The organism is Litoreibacter ponti, from assembly GCF_003054285.1.
Taxonomy (GTDB): Bacteria; Pseudomonadota; Alphaproteobacteria; order Rhodobacterales; family Rhodobacteraceae; genus Litoreibacter; species Litoreibacter ponti.
The window spans coordinates 689,005-705,654 of record NZ_QBKS01000002.1 but is presented as its reverse complement, the minus strand read 5'-3'; the positions used below and the strand labels follow the sequence as shown (position 1 = coordinate 705,654).

At 57.8% G+C, this 16,650-nt stretch carries 16 protein-coding genes; 5 read left to right on the top strand and 11 right to left on the bottom strand.

All coding sequences use genetic code 11. The features are described 5' to 3' along the window. Positions 1–1,062: 1,062 nt before the first annotated feature. The 5 genes from C8N43_RS17305 to C8N43_RS17285 all read right to left on the bottom strand — a co-directional run bounded on the left by C8N43_RS17305 (position 1,063) and on the right by C8N43_RS17285 (position 7,829). Positions 1,063–1,800 carry a vWA domain-containing protein gene (locus C8N43_RS17305; RefSeq protein ID WP_245913072.1) on the bottom strand — a complete coding sequence of 246 codons (738 nt, stop codon included), beginning with the start codon at positions 1,798–1,800 and terminating at the stop codon, positions 1,063–1,065. Then, on the bottom strand, positions 1,793–4,015 hold the full coding sequence (locus tag C8N43_RS17300; protein WP_107846990.1) for a hybrid sensor histidine kinase/response regulator: 2,223 nt from the start codon (positions 4,013–4,015) through the stop codon (positions 1,793–1,795). The genes C8N43_RS17305 and C8N43_RS17300 overlap by 8 nt, the downstream gene beginning before the upstream one ends. Positions 4,016–4,021: 6 nt before the next feature. Further along, on the bottom strand, positions 4,022–5,200 hold the full coding sequence (locus C8N43_RS17295) for an FIST N-terminal domain-containing protein (RefSeq protein WP_107846989.1): 1,179 nt from the start codon (positions 5,198–5,200) through the stop codon (positions 4,022–4,024). A gap of 34 nt (positions 5,201–5,234) precedes the next feature. Continuing rightward, the gene (locus tag C8N43_RS17290; RefSeq protein WP_107846988.1) at positions 5,235–5,936 is read right to left on the bottom strand and encodes a response regulator; all 702 of its coding nucleotides are present in this window, start codon (positions 5,934–5,936) and stop codon (positions 5,235–5,237) included. Between the two features lie 120 nt (positions 5,937–6,056). After that, positions 6,057–7,829, bottom strand: a complete 1,773-nt coding sequence (locus C8N43_RS17285) for a PQQ-dependent methanol/ethanol family dehydrogenase (protein WP_107846987.1) — start codon at positions 7,827–7,829, stop codon at positions 6,057–6,059. A 234-nt stretch (positions 7,830–8,063) separates the two neighbouring features. Here C8N43_RS17285 and C8N43_RS17280 point away from each other — a divergent pair, with 234 nt between their 5' ends. The 3 genes from C8N43_RS17280 (at position 8,064) to C8N43_RS17270 (ending at position 10,260) form a co-directional block, all read left to right on the top strand. Next, positions 8,064–8,564, top strand: coding sequence for a hypothetical protein (locus tag C8N43_RS17280; protein ID WP_107846986.1), 501 nt, complete (start codon positions 8,064–8,066; stop codon positions 8,562–8,564). Between the two features lie 73 nt (positions 8,565–8,637). Further along, on the top strand, positions 8,638–9,600 hold the full coding sequence (locus C8N43_RS17275) for an ABC transporter substrate-binding protein (protein ID WP_245913094.1): 963 nt from the start codon (positions 8,638–8,640) through the stop codon (positions 9,598–9,600). A gap of 60 nt (positions 9,601–9,660) precedes the next feature. Beyond that, complete coding sequence (locus C8N43_RS17270; protein WP_107846984.1) at positions 9,661–10,260, top strand: ABC transporter ATP-binding protein; 600 nt, start codon at positions 9,661–9,663, stop codon at positions 10,258–10,260. On the opposite strand, the gene C8N43_RS17265 is transcribed toward C8N43_RS17270, so the two are convergent. Genes C8N43_RS17265 through C8N43_RS17240 form a run of 6 tightly spaced genes read right to left on the bottom strand, consistent with a single transcriptional unit; the run spans position 10,257 to position 14,879 of the window. Continuing rightward, positions 10,257–10,793, bottom strand: coding sequence for a tetratricopeptide repeat protein (locus C8N43_RS17265; protein WP_107846983.1), 537 nt, complete (start codon positions 10,791–10,793; stop codon positions 10,257–10,259). The two genes, C8N43_RS17270 and C8N43_RS17265, sit on opposite strands and share 4 nt — an antisense overlap. A gap of 5 nt (positions 10,794–10,798) precedes the next feature. Next, the gene (locus C8N43_RS17260; RefSeq protein ID WP_107846982.1) at positions 10,799–11,590 is read right to left on the bottom strand and encodes an ABC transporter permease; all 792 of its coding nucleotides are present in this window, start codon (positions 11,588–11,590) and stop codon (positions 10,799–10,801) included. Further along, entirely contained in the window at positions 11,587–12,303 is a 717-nt protein-coding gene (locus C8N43_RS17255) for an ABC transporter ATP-binding protein (protein ID WP_107846981.1), read from the bottom strand. Before C8N43_RS17255 ends, C8N43_RS17260 begins: the two co-directional genes overlap by 4 nt. Beyond that, positions 12,300–12,728, bottom strand: coding sequence for a hypothetical protein (locus tag C8N43_RS17250; protein ID WP_107846980.1), 429 nt, complete (start codon positions 12,726–12,728; stop codon positions 12,300–12,302). Before C8N43_RS17250 ends, C8N43_RS17255 begins: the two co-directional genes overlap by 4 nt. A gap of 16 nt (positions 12,729–12,744) precedes the next feature. Continuing rightward, positions 12,745–13,707 carry a YVTN family beta-propeller repeat protein gene (locus C8N43_RS17245; RefSeq protein ID WP_107846979.1) on the bottom strand — a complete coding sequence of 321 codons (963 nt, stop codon included), beginning with the start codon at positions 13,705–13,707 and terminating at the stop codon, positions 12,745–12,747. Then, positions 13,704–14,879, bottom strand: a complete 1,176-nt coding sequence (locus C8N43_RS17240) for an ABC transporter substrate-binding protein (protein WP_107846978.1) — start codon at positions 14,877–14,879, stop codon at positions 13,704–13,706. Before C8N43_RS17240 ends, C8N43_RS17245 begins: the two co-directional genes overlap by 4 nt. A gap of 145 nt (positions 14,880–15,024) precedes the next feature. On the opposite strand from C8N43_RS17240, the gene pedF reads away from it, so the two are divergent. Further along, positions 15,025–15,723 carry a cytochrome c-550 PedF gene (gene pedF / locus C8N43_RS17235; protein WP_107846977.1) on the top strand — a complete coding sequence of 233 codons (699 nt, stop codon included), beginning with the start codon at positions 15,025–15,027 and terminating at the stop codon, positions 15,721–15,723. Then, positions 15,701–16,630, top strand: a complete 930-nt coding sequence (locus C8N43_RS17230) for a substrate-binding periplasmic protein (RefSeq protein WP_425437086.1) — start codon at positions 15,701–15,703, stop codon at positions 16,628–16,630. The genes pedF and C8N43_RS17230 overlap by 23 nt, the downstream gene beginning before the upstream one ends. The last annotated feature ends 20 nt before the right edge of the window (positions 16,631–16,650 follow it).

Here is a 16,650-nt window from a genome sequence, read left to right as displayed (position 1 = left end):
TGCTCCTTGCAGGACATTGCCGGCGGTTCTTGATAATGTGTGATATCAAGGGTTTCGCGCGGATGCCGGATAGCAAACTTGATCGTGATGAATCGCACTCCGATCGGCCCGAAATAGATGTATCGTTGCGGAGGGAATCGCTCTGTTTAAGCGCAGATGTGCTTCGCCATGCTGAAGCCCCTTCTGCAACGAAGAAGCCATTTCCTTTCAATCGGACCTAAGCGTGAACTTTTCAGATCTCAGGCGTATGCGCGGAGCAAAGCCTTACGTCCTCCGTGTGGTTCACAGATGCGACTTTTAGGCACCGAATGGTCGATAAGAAAGAAAGAGGGTTGCTTCCGGACCTTGGCCGCTCCCTCCATGAATGGCCGACCTCATCGCTGTGATCAATGCCTAATGGCAAGATGCTGCTTTTGCTACGATGGCGGTGGAGAGCCCATAATACCGATATTGCGCTCTGTATTAACGGGGCGAACCGCGTATTGCTGCAATTGACCATCGCCAAATCGGCCCAAAGCCGACATCTGGCAACAGTTCGTTATGCCGCGCTTGCAGCCCCCATTCCCGCCATTCGCCTCGGGTGCAAAGTCGAGCAGACTGCAAACTAGCATTGTGCGGACGAAGTGAACCTTCGCTGCGGCTGTGCCAGTGTCTGTTTTCCGTGGGGCAAAAGTGTTTCATTGTAACATCAACTCAATATTTATGCAGACCGTCAAAATCAGGCTTTCCGAATGTGAGGCCGCCCTGGCGCAGCCCAGCATAGGCTAAAGGACGCGGCAATGTGATTGCGACGCGAAGCAAGGGTCGCTTTTTGAGAGCGGCTCAACGCCAACCTTGGCCTTACTTCCGCGATGCGACGGCATGAGTCCCCTTCTGGACATTCGCTGGAAGCGCAAAGCGAAAATGTGATTAGACACAGATCGCGGCCCATAAGAAAGTTTCAGCGGTCTGATTGATGCCTCAATACCGCTTTCCGAAAGCCGCCGTTGAAAAAAGGTACTTCGCATCACGCGTGAGCCGACTAGATTGATGTAGTAAAAGCGCTCGGTTGCTCATTTTCTATCAAAACAATAACTTACATCCGAGCGTTGCACGAAGAGCCGCAGTTAGTTGATCCAGTGTTTCTGCGTTCGTATACGTGCCTCCAGTCTGGTCCGACAAACAACGCGCAACACTTTCCGGAGCACCGCGGTCGCTTTGACTATTCCACGAAAAGAACTGACTTCTGACCTTGAACCCAATCACGTGCACCGTTGTGTCGGCGCCCTCGTTATGAAGCTCATTCGCCAATGCGCAGGGCAGTCCTCCGCATGTTTCCTTTCCATCCGTTACGAGAACAATAGCCGCTGGTTTTGTTTTGTACTGCAATTCATCCGCGGCAATCCTAACTGCTTGTGTTAAGGGCGTACTGCCGCTGGGCTCTAACGCGTTTACCGCGTCAATAACCGCACCTGCTGCATTTGCGGTTGGCGGAAAACGCAAATCCAAGCCAGTGCATTCGTCTTCTCCGTTCGGACCATACACAACCAAACCCAGTCTCCGGGTCTGGGCAATTTCGGGCACGGCTTCTGCAACCGCACGTCGCGCTTCAAATATTCGAGGCTCGCTGATATCATTGAATCCCATTTCAGCCATCGAGCCCGAGCCATCAAATACAATCATGGCGTCAGCAGTGCACTTATCCGTGGCCACCGCATGAGTGGCGCAGAATGCAGCCAAAATGGTCGGAAACAGCACACGCATGGTCATATGCCCGCAGGTGCTTCGGTTTGCAGCTCTATCGACAAGTAATTCAGTCATAGGTCTTTCGCCGAACCTCACCACAGAAACTCCTTTTCAGAAAGTGGTCGAGTTGATCCGGCTTTGTCGGGTTTGCCAGATAACTGACCTCGGCAGGTGTTTGATGCGCGGCATCTGAGGCGTCGTGCCCGCCAGCCAATATGGCGCATGGAATGAGGCCATGTTTGCCTTTCAACATGCGATAGACGTCCAGCCCGTCGCGGCTTTGTTTGGGCACCTGATCTATGACCAATGCGTCAGGTACCAACTGGATTTCCTCGAGAATAGCGAGCGCTTCAAGCCCATCGTTCGCGTGGATCACGGTGCACCCGAACGCCTCGATCATTTCGGTCAAGATAGGCACTTGAGACGGATCACTCCCAATCAACATCGACAGTTTGCTGTCGGAGTGCTCTAGCGCGCTATCCAAGGAAGAAGCGGCTGCATCGGTCTCGATTCTTGTTTTCTGGGCAATACGAATGTCGACTGAAAAGCAGCTCCCGACGCCTGGCTCGGACCACAGGTTGAAGTCATGCTCCAGCCCTTTGCAGGCTCTTTCGACAATTGCCAGTCCAAGTCCAAGCCCCATGTCTGACTTTGTCGGAGACAACCTTTCGAATTCACGAAAAATCGTCAACTGATCCTCTTGGGCGATACCATGCCCCGTATCCCAGACCTCAATTCGCGCGAAGAGTCCCCGGCGCCGTACGCCAACAAGGATACGGCCCTTATCAGTGTAGCGAATGGCGTTCACCAATAGGTTTTGTACAATTCGTCGAAGATATCCGGGATCGCTCAGAACCGTTAAACTGCTGTCCACGACGGTGAGGCGATTGCCATTTTGGTCGGCGACAGGTGTCAATTCACTGCGCAGCGGCGTTAATATCTGGGACAATTGCAGCGGCTGAACATCAAACTCAACCCTATCGGCATCAAGCTTTGAGATGTCGAGCAGTGCGGAAATGAATTGCTCGACACTGTTGAGAGCCATCTCGGTCTTTTGCATCACATCGTACGCGGCGGAGGTGTCGATCTCTTCCGACAGCGATGACACAAAAAGCTTCGCGGCGGACAAGGGTTGCAGTAAATCATGGCTGGCGGCGGCCACAAAACGTGACTTGGAGGCGTTCGCTCGCTCCGCTTCGGCGAGCGCAAGACCAAGCTCATTGGTGCGGTCCTGAACGCGGCGCTCAAGCAGCTCGTTCATGTCTGACAGCGTGCGCGCGGCCGCGCGTTCAGCGGTGACATCGGTAAAGCTGATCACAAATCCGCGGTCAGGAATTTCCTGCGCGAAGACATTGTAGTGCCGTTTGTTGGACCGGCTGACCTCAAACGCGATGGGCTGGCGCTTCGAGCGGCTATGCGCCCACCGTCGCAGGGCAGTAGCGTCAAATTCACCCTCGAATCCTAGCTCATCCTTTAGCTGATCAAACAGATCCGAGAAGGTCATGCCCAGACCCGCCTGCACCGGCGTTCCGGCCATCAGTTCTTCCATCTTGGAATTCAGACCGACCAGACTGAGACCATTGTCAAAGATGCAGACACCCTGATTGAGGTGGTCCAGCGTTGCTTGCAATATCTCCGCCTGCTTGTCGCGCATACGGTCGCGTTCTTGGCGCTCCCGGCGAATGATGGAGGTCACATCGGTTTGCAGGATCACAGTGCCACCACGCGATGTGCGATGTTCGCTGACTTGTAACCAGCGATCCCATTTGAGCCTGACATTGAAAACGACATGGTCTTCGCGGTGACGGCTTAGCCTTTGCGTAGCCCAGTCTTGCGGCGACTGATTATCAGGCAAGGCGAGAAATTCGCTTTCAGACACCAGCCACACATAGCCCTCAAAACTCAGTCCCGCGACGAGGCCCCCCTCGATATCAATGAGATCGCGACAAAACCGGCTATTGGACAGAACCAGGCCATCGTCTTCCTCAAAAAGCGCAAAACCCTCATTGATCGTCTCAATCGCTTCGGTGAGGTTCGAGCGCGCCTTTTCCGTCTCGTCATTGGCAATCTCAAGGCGCGCATTGGATTCCTGCAAAAGATCCAGTGCGCGTTCCAGATCATGGGTGCGTTCACGAACTTCGGTCTCAAGCAGGGCCGCGCGTTCGAATTGCTGATAGGCAAGGCCTGATTGCTCGTTCTTCTGCTCGACCCGCCGCATCAGGGAATGGGCGATCTGAAGCAGCTTTTCGTTCTGTCGCTCGACGGTATCGTTAGGGTTGATCAGCGACACGGGCGGCTACTCTTTTTCCGCGTAAATCGCGACGCCGCTCATTGTGTGATTGACGTGAAGCGGTCCAATCTGCTCGCCATAGGTCGAGAACCCGGTGACGTTGTGGTCCGACAGGATCTCCGACAGCTCGCGGCTCATCTGGGTTTGCTCCGCCTCAATGCGGCGCAAGATGCAGTCGCAGCCCAGAATATGGGCGGGTCTGCCCTCGTCCGACAGCTCCGCCATTTTTCGGCGCAGGTGATCCACCATGTTCTGGGGTTTCGCAACGGTCAGCACCATGCCTTCGTCAATGGCCGAGAAAAACACGAGCTCTCCGGCGTCATTGACCTGCTGGATCGCGCGCACGTGATGAGAGCCGCCAATTCGGACCACAACGGGGTGCGATGCAAAGGTGAAGCGGTCGAGCTGCTCCGGGTCCTTGCCAACGATCCGGGCATATTCGCGCGCCGCCGGTTCAGCGTTGATGGACTTCACGATCCGCTGGTCCGGATCAGCTTCGGTGACCACCATTTGCTGATCGGATGGCATCAGGTGATCGAGGCTGAAGACCTTAGTTTTGTAGTGGCTGCGGACCATGGTCAGCACCGCGGCCGTATGGGCAACCTGTCCGTTCAGCGCGACCAGTGTTTCGCGGAAATCCGTGCCGTCACCGGCAGAGCCGCCAAAGATCGGCATGTCCCGCAGTGCAGGTGAGATGGTCGCGGTCAGGGCGTCCTCACTCAGTGAAAGCCCATCGACGACCAGAAAGGCAAACGCGTCGCTCTTGTCGAGATTGCGTTCCTGAAGCCCCACACGTTCCAGCGCGATGCTGTCAATCAGCGGTTGCGGCTTTAAGTTGTCGATCTCTTCGATCAGCAGGGAAGTTGTCGCAAAGCCTGTGCTTGGAAACCCGATGGCGACAATCTGCCCTTCATCATAGCCCGATTGCGTGATTTCACCGGCCGTGGTGCAGGCTATGACATCAGTGTCCGGGAAATGCGCCTCAGCCTCCGCCACGACGCCCGCAAAATCCGCTTTGGGGGAGACGAACAGCGCCACAAGGCACAAGTCCTCCGCCCCGATCTGCGCTTTGATCTCCGACACGGGCGAGGTGTGCGACCACGACACACGCGTGGTGCGCAAGATGCCAGAGTGCATCGAGCTCGCTACAGCCGTCAATTCCTCGACACCGCCATTTGCTAGCATTTCAGATTGTCTCCCTCAGGAGAAGATATTGCGCTCACTCCGAGCTTGGCAAGACTTTTGAAAATCGAGCATCCTGAGCCACCAAAACGGCTTGCGTGCGGCTCTGGACCCCAAGTTTGCGCATGATCGCTGTTACATGAGCTTTCACGGTCGTCTCAGCAATCGTCAGATCAAACGCGATTTGCTTGTTCAGCTTGCCCTCACAGATCAGATCAAGAATACGCGCCTGCTGATTTGTCAGCGAAGACAGGCGCGACATTGTCTCGTCCCGCTCGCTGGTTGTGCTGCTTTCGACGTAGCCCGCGGGCTTGAATATCTCGCCCCGTTCAATCCGCTCAATCGCCTCCTTGAACACGGCGCGCGGGCTGTGTTTTGGAACAAAGCCCGAGGCGCCCGCCACGATTGCGCCGCTGATGATGGAGTTGTCGGTCATCGAAGACACAATGATCACCGGCGTTTGCGCCGCTTGGCGTTTCAGCCGGATCAACCCGTCCAGCCCGCTGACATCCGGCAGATTGAGGTCGAGCAGAATGATTGATGGCGCGTTGTCTTCTTCCAGCTGTTTCAGCGCGTCCTCCAGACAATCCGCCGTCCTGATTGCGCTGAAATCTGCGATCGATCTAAGCGTCAGTTCAAGCGCGTCACAAAACAGAGGGTGGTCATCCACAACGAGCGCCCAGCCCTGCATTGCCTGCGAGGAATTGGAAGGGGCGCTGTCCGTTTGAAAGGAGGTCATACAAATTGATAGACCGAGTGCTGCGCCCGCGTCACTTAGCAAAAGGTCTTAAGACGCACATTTCGGCATAGAAAAAGGCGCGCATCATTTCTGACACGCGCCTCTTTGGCTTCGGGGAAATTACTTGGAGGCCAGCTCCGTTGGCAGACGGAATGTCCACAGAAGGCCACCCTGGTTGAGGTAGTTGACCTTCTTGGCCACCTCGCCGCCCCACAGAGGAACAGCGCCGCCCCAGCCCGAGATCACGGTGACGTATTGCTCGCCATCTTGCTCCCATGTGACCGGCTGGCCGATCACACCAGAACCGGTTTGGAAGGACCAAAGCTTCTCGCCGGTCTCGTCGTCGAAGGCAATGAACTCACCCTCTGGCGTGCCTGTGAAGACCAGACCACCTGCCGTGGTCATGACACCGCCCCACAGTGGCGCGTTGTTCTTGAACTCCCACTTCAGCTCGCCCGTGTCAGGGTCAATCGCTTTCAGACTGCCGATATGGTCATCGTAGTTCGGCTTGATGGTGAAGCCCGAGCCAAGATACGCGGCACCCTTCTTGTAGGTGATCGGCTCGTTCCAGATGTCCATGCCCCACTCGTTGGAGGGCACATAGAACAGGCCGGTCTTGGGAGAATGCGACATAGGCATCCAGTTTTTGCCGCCAAGGAAGGATGGGGACGCGAACACGACCTCCCCTTTCTTGCCGTCAGCCGCTGCTGCCGGGTCGCCCGGACGGTTGTTCTCGATGAAGATCGGACGACCTTCGTCGTCGATCCCTTCGGCCCAGCTGATGTCCTTGACGAATGGGGTGGCCGACACGAACGCGCCGTCTTCACGGTTGAGCACGTAAAAGAACCCGTTCCGGTCAGCTGTTGCAAAGCGCTTGTTGCCGGAGCGGTCGGTATAGGCCACGACCTCGTTCACACCGTCATAATCCCAACCCTCGCGAGGGGTGGTCTGGTAGTGCCACTTGATCTCGCCGGTTTTTGGATCAATCCCGATGCGTGAGGCGGCATAGAGGTTATCGCCCGCATTGCCTTCAGTTGGCTGACCTGCGTTGCGCAAGTGGCTGTTCCAAGGTGCAGGGTTGCCGGTGCCAAAGACCAGCGTGTCGGTGTCGGCATCATAAGAGCCGCCGAGCCACGTGGCCCCGCCACCGGTTTTCCACATATCGCCCGGCCAGGTCGCGTTCAGCGTGCCGGTCATGGTGCTTTCTTCACCGTTCAGTGTGCCCATGTGACCTTCAATCACCGGACGTGTCCAAACCACATCGCCGGTGTCCGCATCGCGCGCCTCGACTGCGCCAACAATCCCGAACTCACCGCCCGAGTTGCCGGTGATGATCAACCCATCGACGATCAGCGGAGCCGCCGTGTAGCTGTAGCCCGCCTTGTAATCGGCAATTTTCTTGTTCCAGACCACGTCGCCGGTCTTCTGGTCGAGCGCCACGATGCGCGCATCGAGCGTGCCGAAATAGATCTTGTCGCCATAAATCGCTGCACCACGGTTAACCACGTCACAGCAAGGCAGGATGCCCTCGGGCAAGCGCGCATCATATTGCCAGATCTCTTTGCCGGTCTTGACGTCAATCGCATACATCCGGCTGTAGGAGCCGGTGATATACATCACACCCTCATGCACGATCGGCTGGGTTTCCTGACCGCGCTGCTTTTCACCACCAAGGCTGAAGGCCCAGGCAGGCAGCAGGTTTTTCACGTTGTCCTTGTTCAGCGTGTCCAGCGGAGAATAGCGCTGCAAGTGCCGCCCCATTCCGTTGGTCAATACGTCGCCGGTGGATGCGGTATCGTTGGCAAGCATCTCTTCTGTGACACCGCCATGGCCGTCCGCAAAGGCTGCGGTCGCCAGAATGCTGGCTGTCACAGCGATAATGAACCTGTTCATAATTTTGGTCTCCTCCCAATGCCCGTTCGACGGGCGTATCATTCGAGCTGCGCTCACCTAAGTTTGCGCATTTCGCCCTAGGTTCATTATTCGACCAAAGATTGTTTCTAGATATTGAACATTGGTCGTAAGACCCCGACACCCTTGACATGCGACCTACAACCTTTGTCGTGATGCGAGTCATTCACGACTCCGGCTAAGCTGACCGGGGGGAGGAAAGTGGTATTCTGCGTCTTGGCGCTGACCATAAGCACCAGCGCGTTTGCCGAGGTCCGGACTGTCTTCGTTGAAGACAGCGACGGTGCGCGCATCGAGATCGCGAGCTTGGAGGTCACCGAAGATGGCTCCTACGCGCTGACAATGAACGAGACGCCGTTCAGTGACCATTTCCTGTCCATGCGTCCGTTCAAATGCCTTGCCGGACCCAAAAAGCACTGGTGCCACGTCCCCTATCCTTACGAGATCGCGCGCAATGTCTCGTCGGACCTGACGGATCTGGAGTATGACTTCCTCTTTGTCTGGAAGGATGCGACCGAGTACGGGATCAACATGTGGAACGGGATTTACTACAAGCTGGAAGACGCCGGAGATGGATTTGTCGGCAGGGCCCACGAGATGGATATGGATGTCCTATCGGCCCCACCCGACGCAGGAGACCTCCGCCCGCTACAGGCCAAGCATTTGCATGAAAGCGATCCGGACAGCCATTGGTTGCCGAGGCTGATAATCGAATAGCGCCTTTGGTCGTATTTTCCGGCAGTTTGAATTGTTTAGTCTGAAACCCAACAGGGAGGCACACATGACGTTCATGAAATCCATTGCGAGCGCGGCGATTGCCGCGATCTTGGCGACATCAGCTTGGGCAGACGCGCCGACTTTGCGCGCGGCGGTCCTGAAATTTGGCACCGTCAATTGGGAGCTGAACACCATCAAACACCACGCACTGGACGCAGCCAACGGGTTCAAATTGGACGTGCAGGGCATGGCCGGTGGATCTGCGGCGAAAGTGGCGTTTCAGGGCGGCGAGGCAGATGTGATCGTGTCAGACTGGCTCTGGGTCGCGCGGCAACGGGCGGCGGGCAAGGACTACGTGTTCATCCCCTACTCCAAAGCCGTAGGCGGCGTTCTGGTGGGCAAGGACAGCACCGCGCAATCACTCAAAGACCTCAAAGGCGCAAAGATCGGAATCGCGGGCGGGCCTTTGGACAAAAGCTGGTTGATCCTGCAGGCCTATGCCGAGAAAAACTACGGCATGGATCTGGCCGGTGAGACCGAACAGGTCTACGGCGCGCCGCCGCTGATCTTCAAATCCGCGCTTTCCGGAGACGTGGGCGCTGCGATCAACTTCTGGCACTTTATGGCCAAAATGGAGGCCTCCGGCATGCGCAAACTTGTAGATGTGTCGGAAGCCGCCAGCGATTTGGGGCTGGATCCGAATACGCCACTCTTGGGCTACGTCGTCAAAGGCGAAATGTTGCGCGACAATCCTGATCTGGTCAACGGGCTTGCCGCAGCCTCGCGCGCGGCAAAGGAGATGCTGGCGGTTGACGACAGCGAATGGGACCGCCTGCGCCCCAAGATGAACGCAAAGACTGACGCGCAATTCGAAGGGCTGAAAGCAGGGTTTCGCGCGGGCATCCCGGCCCCCGGCCCCATTGATGAAGCGGCGGCGGGTCGTATGTTGGAATTGATGGTGGAGCTTGGCGGCGAAGAGCTGCTCGGCAAAGCGACGGAGCTACCGGACGGGACGTTCCTGCAAAACGGGAGCTAGCGTCTGCGACACGCGCAAACACGCACGGTCCCGCAGGGCAATCCAGACCCGGCTCTGGATTTGCACCTGGACGGGCTTAGCATTGGTGCGACCGCCATTCTTGGGGCTATCAGCTTGCGTGTGGCGCGGTCAGAAACTCTGGCGCTTGTCGGTCCCTCCGGGGTCGGAAAAACATCGCTTCTGCGCATTATCGCCGGGTTGGAGACGCGCCATCAGGGACGCTGTGACGCCGCGGGCCAAGTCGCGATGATCTTTCAGGAACCGACGCTGCTGCCCTGGCGCAACCTCACTGACAATTTATGCATTCCCACGGGCATCTCCAAAGCGGAGGCGACGGCAGCCCTTGCGGAAGTAGGGCTTGCGGGGCGTGGCGATGACTACCCCAACACTCTGTCCCTTGGCCAGCAGCGGCGCTTGTCGCTCGCTCGCGCCTTCGCGGTGAAACCCGACCTGCTGTTGATGGACGAGCCGTTTGTCTCACTGGATCAGGACCTGGCCCGCGAGATGATGGCGCTGTTTGTAAAGCTGCGCACGGCCCACAACGTCACAACTATTCTAGTGACCCATGTCGCCGAGGAGGCCAAGCAACTGGCCACGCGCATTGTGACGCTTGGCGGCACGCCCGGCGCAATCACAGGCGATGTGGCGAACACAGCCTAGAAGAGCGGCGCGTATTTCCAGTTATCTGCATCCGGCGTGACCTCGTCCAGATCATAGTCCGCCCCTTGCAGGCGTTTGGCGATTTGCAGTCCGTCCTTTGCAGCCTCATCGACGTAGCGTCGACCCAAGGCCTCGTTGCGCGCCACGCCGCGACCGCGCATCAGGTCGAGCCCATAGTTGAACTTGCCCACCGGATCACCCGCCTCCGCCGCGCGTCTGTCCCAGTTCGCGGCCGCATCAGGATCGTATTCACCGCCAAGGCCATTGTCGTCCAGCTGGCTCATCCACGTCATCGCACCGGTATAGCCCGCCGCCGCACAGGCCTCGAAAATCGCACGCGCGGAGGCATGATCGCCGGATTTCGTCATCATGTAGCCGCTGGCGCAGATGTTCATATCCACTTCACCGCGCTCCACGCGGGCGATGTTGGACCCCCAGGTCATTTCCTCGGGGTTGGTCGTGCCGAGGTCCTGAATGTTCTCGGCTCCCACCGGAGTCGTGGCCAGAACTGCAATCACACTCAGGTATTTCATGCCGCCTATCCTCGCTTCGCCAAGCCGGTTCGGGCCGGATTATAGCCCCAAAGTGCAGCACTTGTAAAAACCGCAGCGGCAACAAGCGTCCAGAGCAGTGCCATCCCGTTGAAATCCGCATAGAGCGCAAAACGGATCAGCTCGACCGCGTAGGTGAACGGGTTCAGGGCGCAGATAGTATAAAGCAGCTCCGAGCTTTCGGCCATTTTCCACAACGGGTAGAGCGCCGAAGACAGAAAGAACATCGGGAAAATCACGAAGTTCATCACGCCTGCGAAGTTCTCCAACTGCTTGATAAAGCTCGACAAGAGCAGCCCCAACGCGCCCAGCATAACGCCCGCGACGATCAGCGCGGGCAAGACGGAGACATAGCCGATGCCGGGCATAGTGATGTCAAACACCGCAGCAATTGCGAGGAAGGCATAGACCTGCAGGATCGAGATCGCCGTGGACCCCATCAGCTTGCAAAACAGCAGCCACCAGCGCGGCAACGGGCTTGTCAGCAGCAGCTTCATCGACCCCATTTCGCGATCATAGACAAGGCTGAGCGAGGATTGCATGCCGTTGAACAGCAGGATCATCCCGCACAGACCGGGGACGATATAGGTCTCGTAGGTGATGTAGGTCTGGTAGGGCGGAATGATGCTGAGACCCAAGGCCGCCCGGAACCCGGCGGCAAAGACCAGCAACCACACGAGCGGGCGCACGAGGGCTGCAACGAAGCGTTCCCGCTGGTGTATGAACCGCAATGCCTCGCGTTTGACGATGGCGCTGAGTGACGTCAGATAGGGGCTCATGCGGGCGTCGTCGTAAGGGTGAGGAATGTCTCCTGCAATGACCCGTCACCGCTGACCTCCTTAGTGATGCCATCGGCCAGAACGCGCGCTTGGTGCAAGATCACGAGCCGGTCGTCCTCGTGCACCTCGTCGGTCAAATGCGTGGCCCACAGGACCGTCGTGCCGTCATCGGTCAGCCGGTGCACATGCTCGGTGATGGAGGCGCGCGCGGCGGCATCAAGCCCCACGGTCGGCTCATCGAGCAACAGGACGACCGGGTCATGGATCAACGCACGGGCGATCTCGGCGCGTCGCCTGTGGCCCCCGTTCAGCGTACGAGCCTTCTCCCCCGCCCGCTCCAGCATATCGAGCTTGTCGAGCGAGGCCTCAATTCTTATGGCGGCGTCCCGCCCGGCAATGCCATGAAGGGCGGCGAAGTAGCTGAGGTTTTGGCGAACGGTCAGATCAAGGTCCAGGGTCGTCTGCTGAAACACGATCCCTAGTTGAGCCAAGGCCGCGCGCGGGGCGGAATTCAGGTCGTGGCCAGCAATGGTGATCCGGCCATTTGGCGAGGTGAACAGCCGGGTCAGCAGATTGAACAGCGTAGATTTCCCCGCCCCGTTCGGGCCCAAAAGAGCGCAAAACTTGCCTGCCTCAACACGAAAACTGACGTCGTCCAAAGCCTGCTTGGCACCGTAGCTATAGCTCAGATTGGAGACCTCAACGCCGCTCATTCAATCGTGATTTCGACGCGTTGCGTCTCCCCGGTTGAGCCCGGGATTTTCATGTAATAGCGGCCCGGTTTGATCGCGATAAAGCCAATTTCCATCTCGCCCGCCTCATCGAATTCAATACTGTCGAGCCCCAAAGGCCGGATTTCCAGGCCTTCCACAACAATCTCGTCAATCCAGATGGCGCGGAAGAATTCCGGGCCGATCAGCGCCAATTCCTGCGATCCGTCGCCGATGATCTCGAACTCGTAATACGTGCCGGATTTCAGGACCCACGGCCCTTCTGAGATCGGCTCCCCGGCTGATAGCGAGATGGGCGGAAGATCCCGCTTGTTCTTGCCAGACAGAAGCCCAGCAGCACCGAAGCCCTCGGCCGAACAAGGCGTGGCCAACACGAACGCCGCCGCGATTGTCAAAAACTTGGTCATGAATGTCCCTCGTGGATCAGGGCCGGAACGCAGCCCCCCACGGGAAGCGACCGACTTTGATGGATTTCAGCGCTTTTCGGGAGGCCACGTCAATGACCGTCACATCCCCCGACACACCATTGGTGGTAAAAAGCTGCGATCTGTCCGCGTCGAAGGCCATGTGCCAGACGCGGCGACCGACAAGGATATACTTCTCCACCTCGTAGGTTTCGGCATTCACGACGGCGACATGGTTCGAGGGACCCAGGGCGACAAAAGCGTGGGTGTCGCCCTTGGTGAACTCAAAGCCCACGGGTTGTACGCGGTCAGGATGCACGCCCTGCACTTCGAAGCTGATCTTGGCCTGCTCGGTTTGCGTGGCCGTGTCGAACACGGTCAGCGTGCCGCCGATCTCGGAGCTGACCCACATCTGCGTGCCGTCTTTGACAAACTCTGCATGGCGCGGACGGCTGTCGACAAGCGTGTTGGCAAAGAGCTCTTGCGTCTCGGTGTCGATCCAATGCGCCATATTGGTCGTCTCAGAGGTCGTGATGGCGATTTTACCGTCAGGGCTGACGGCCATGCCCTCGGGCTCCACACCCACGTCAATCTGCGCCACGACTTTGCGGGTCTGCGTGTTGACGACCGTGGTGATCGCGTCGTCCTCGTTGGCGATATAAAGATGGATGTCATCGGGGTGCAACACGAACTGCTCGGGGTCCTCGCCGGAGGGCAGATCATGCAGGATCTTGCCCGTCTCAGGGTCCATCACTTGCACCGCATCGCTGTCAGAGGCGCAAATATAGAGGCGCGTGTAATCTTTGGAAAACGTGATCCCGCGCGGACGCTCGCCGGTCTCGTAGGTCTTGATCACTTCCAGCGTTTCGGTGTCGATCACCGAGACCGTATCGTCTTTTTCATTGGTCACCCAAATCTCACCTGCCGAGGCAACGGTCGTCGACAAACACATCGCGAGGACGGATGCAAAACAGCGCTTCATTGGAATGCCTCACACTTGCTTTCGGGACGGTCCAATCCAAGACTGTCCATTTCGTTTGTTTGGTGCAGAAACCCCTCCAGCGGGGCTTGCGCGACCAAAGCGCGGGGATGAACGATCGCGATGGGCTGGCGCAACTGCCCGTTCCAATCGCGATAGGTCAAGGGACGTCCCTTGAACCCGGCCAGCTCAAACGCATCAGACGTAATGTAGTCGCGTAAGGTCTGCGCGTCGTCACTGTTTGTGCGGGTCACGGCCTCGCCCAAGGTGCGGACCGCAGCCCATGCGGCATAGTCTTGTGCGGTCATATCGCGGCCATGCTGCTCCTCGAACCGGCTTTGAAGCTGGGCTGCACCCCATTGTTCAATCACCGGCGACCACGTGACGGCAGAAAGACCTTCAGACCCTGTGACAGGACGCGCTGCCCATGTGTTGTAAAGAACGTAACGCCCGAAATCATGGACCTCATCGGCGAGGATCATTGCGTCGTAATCCCCGAAGTCCTGCGTGAACAGCGGGATTTCCTGACTGGCCGTGCGGCGCATATCCGCGCCCACATCCCATGTCTTCTCGTCTTGCAGCTTCAACCCGAATTTCGTCAGTGAGCGGCGCATGGCTTCGGCGTAGCTGAGATCTTGCGGGAACGTGCCTGCGATCATCACCAGATCCGTCCAGCGCTTTTGCACAAAAACCTGCGCCAAAGCGTCCGTCCGCATGGCATCCGAGGGCATGGTGTGCAACAGGTTCGCGCGGCATTCTGTATCGCGCAGGCTCAACGTCCCGGACGCGCTGTTGAACAGGATCGCGTCTTTCGCCTCGGGCAAATCCGCAACCCGGGTCAAGACTTCAGCGGGAGCGTCCAGCACCAGATAGGGCGAGGCACGCAGCAGAGTTTGCGCGGAGGCAAGCGGGTCATCTTCCGGCGCAACGGTCTTCTCATTCAACGCGTAGCTCTGGCCAAGGAATTTCCCGGTAGTTTGATTGTCCTGCAAACCGGTCTGCGCGCCTGCCAACCCGTTGTTCTCAGGCAACGGATCAAGGTTCGACAAGGTCGGCGGGCGCGGTTGCTTGACCCGCAGATAACCGATCATCAACTCCGTCTTGGCCTCTGCCATCTGCGCGACCATCACCGCCGCGATTAGCGTCAGAATTCGGGTTGAAATTCGGTGGATCATTACGTCAGGCTACCAAGTGCCAAATGAGGCGTCGAATAGGACTTTGGTCGCGAGACTAAACGACCACAACCAAAGTCCAATACCGAAAGCTCTGGCGACTGGACTACAACTGCCAAAACGGACGCAGTGTCAAAGGAGGGCAAGCATGAAACGGGCACCACTCAAGAGCATTTTGGCTGGCGGCATCGTGTTGGCCGCGTGCAACATGGTCTACGCCCATGGCGATGTGAAACCACAGCCTGTCGATACGGCTGGTCTGCCTGCAACGGGAGAAGAATGGCTGACCGAGAACCCCTATCGCGCAGCTACGGCTGGTGAAGAGGTCTGGCTGAAAGCCATCGAGATCGGGGCGTCTGGCTACAATCAGAACTGCGCGCGGTGCCACGGGCTTGAAGTCGTGTCTGGTGGGCTTGCCCCAGACTTGCGCTTTCTTGAGGCCGAGGAATATGGCGACGAGTGGTTCATAGAGCTGTACCGCTCCGGTAGGACCCAAAACGGTGTCACCAAGATGCCCGCCTTCGGCGAGTTGCTTGGCCAGGACGCAGCCTGGGCCATCCGGACCTATATTGAGACCCGCCCGGATGAAGACGCAATGGAAGACGTGGCCGATGAATTAAAAGCACTTCGCGACGAGCTTCAAACCTATACTGAGGACGCCAGCGGGGCCGACACGGACGCCCTGAAGACGCGGCTGAGCGAGATCGCCAGCTCGATTGAAACGGCCTCGGGCGCTCCTGTTGCGGACTCGGTTGCGTTTCGTGCGGCCAATCTGATCGACGGCACACCAGAGGCGTTCAAATCGGCGGCTGAAACACTGACGATTGGCCTGTCCGCCGCACAATAGGAGCACAGATCTGCGGTTTTTCCTGACATCTTGCGCAGCACTTGGTCTGCTTTTCACGGGGGCAGCCTATGCCGCCGATCCGTGCGCCGACCATATCCCGCAGGAAAAGCCGCAAAACACCAGCCGCGACATCGTCGGGCAGGAGATGGATGTTCTGCAGGATCAGGGCCACATGCTCTTTGCGGTCTACGAGGACTACCCGCCCTATAGCTGGGAAGAGGCCGGCAAACCGCGCGGCGTCGATATCGAGATCGCGCGCATCATCGCCGAGGATCTTGGTGTTGAAGCGCGGTTCAACTTCGTCTCAGCGGGCGAAAACCTCGAGTCCGATCTGCGCAACAACATTTGGAAAGGCGCCATCATCGGTGGCCGCATCTCCAATGTGATGATGCGCATTCCTTATGACAGCGCATTCAAGTGCCGCGTAGAACAGGTTGTGTTCACCGGCCAGTATGCTGCCGAATCCGTGGCAATCGCCTATGACAAGGCGAGCTACCCGGACGAGAAACCTGTTCCCGCCTATTTCCGGTTTGACACCGTGGCGGTGGAGAATGACTCAATTGCCGATTTCTACCTTTCGTCTTTTGCGGGCGGGCAGCTTTCGGGCAAGGTGCAGCGCTTCCCCAACATGGTGGAGGCCATGGCCGCTTTGAATGCGGGCGAGACCAAAGCAGCGATGGGGCCATTGGGCCAGCTGGAGCATGGGCTGACCAAGAAAACCGACGTGCATCAGCCCCCGCTGGCGGGCTTCGCGGTCAGCAAATGGACCCTCGGCGTGGCCGTTAACTTCAGCTACCGGCCTCTGTCCTATGCAGTCGATGACGCAATCAACTACGCGCTTCAGGACGGGCGTATCGCGAAGATCTACGAAAACTACGGCCTGACATTTCAACAGCCCGAACGCTGATCCACGACTTTGGTAGTACA

Coding starts and splice junctions, on each gene's coding strand:
- C8N43_RS17305 (WP_245913072.1), bottom strand. CDS start 1,800: ATGACTGAATTACTTGTCGATAGAGCTGCAAACCGAAGCACCTGCGGG.
- C8N43_RS17295 (WP_107846989.1), bottom strand. CDS start 5,200: ATGCTAGCAAATGGCGGTGTCGAGGAATTGACGGCTGTAGCGAGCTCG.
- C8N43_RS17290 (WP_107846988.1), bottom strand. CDS start 5,936: ATGACCTCCTTTCAAACGGACAGCGCCCCTTCCAATTCCTCGCAGGCA.
- C8N43_RS17285 (WP_107846987.1), bottom strand. CDS start 7,829: ATGAACAGGTTCATTATCGCTGTGACAGCCAGCATTCTGGCGACCGCA.
- C8N43_RS17275 (WP_245913094.1), top strand. CDS start 8,638: ATGAAATCCATTGCGAGCGCGGCGATTGCCGCGATCTTGGCGACATCA.
- C8N43_RS17265 (WP_107846983.1), bottom strand. CDS start 10,793: ATGAAATACCTGAGTGTGATTGCAGTTCTGGCCACGACTCCGGTGGGA.
- C8N43_RS17260 (WP_107846982.1), bottom strand. CDS start 11,590: ATGAGCCCCTATCTGACGTCACTCAGCGCCATCGTCAAACGCGAGGCA.
- C8N43_RS17255 (WP_107846981.1), bottom strand. CDS start 12,303: ATGAGCGGCGTTGAGGTCTCCAATCTGAGCTATAGCTACGGTGCCAAG.
- C8N43_RS17250 (WP_107846980.1), bottom strand. CDS start 12,728: ATGACCAAGTTTTTGACAATCGCGGCGGCGTTCGTGTTGGCCACGCCT.
- C8N43_RS17245 (WP_107846979.1), bottom strand. CDS start 13,707: ATGAAGCGCTGTTTTGCATCCGTCCTCGCGATGTGTTTGTCGACGACC.
- C8N43_RS17240 (WP_107846978.1), bottom strand. CDS start 14,879: ATGATCCACCGAATTTCAACCCGAATTCTGACGCTAATCGCGGCGGTG.
- pedF (WP_107846977.1), top strand. CDS start 15,025: ATGAAACGGGCACCACTCAAGAGCATTTTGGCTGGCGGCATCGTGTTG.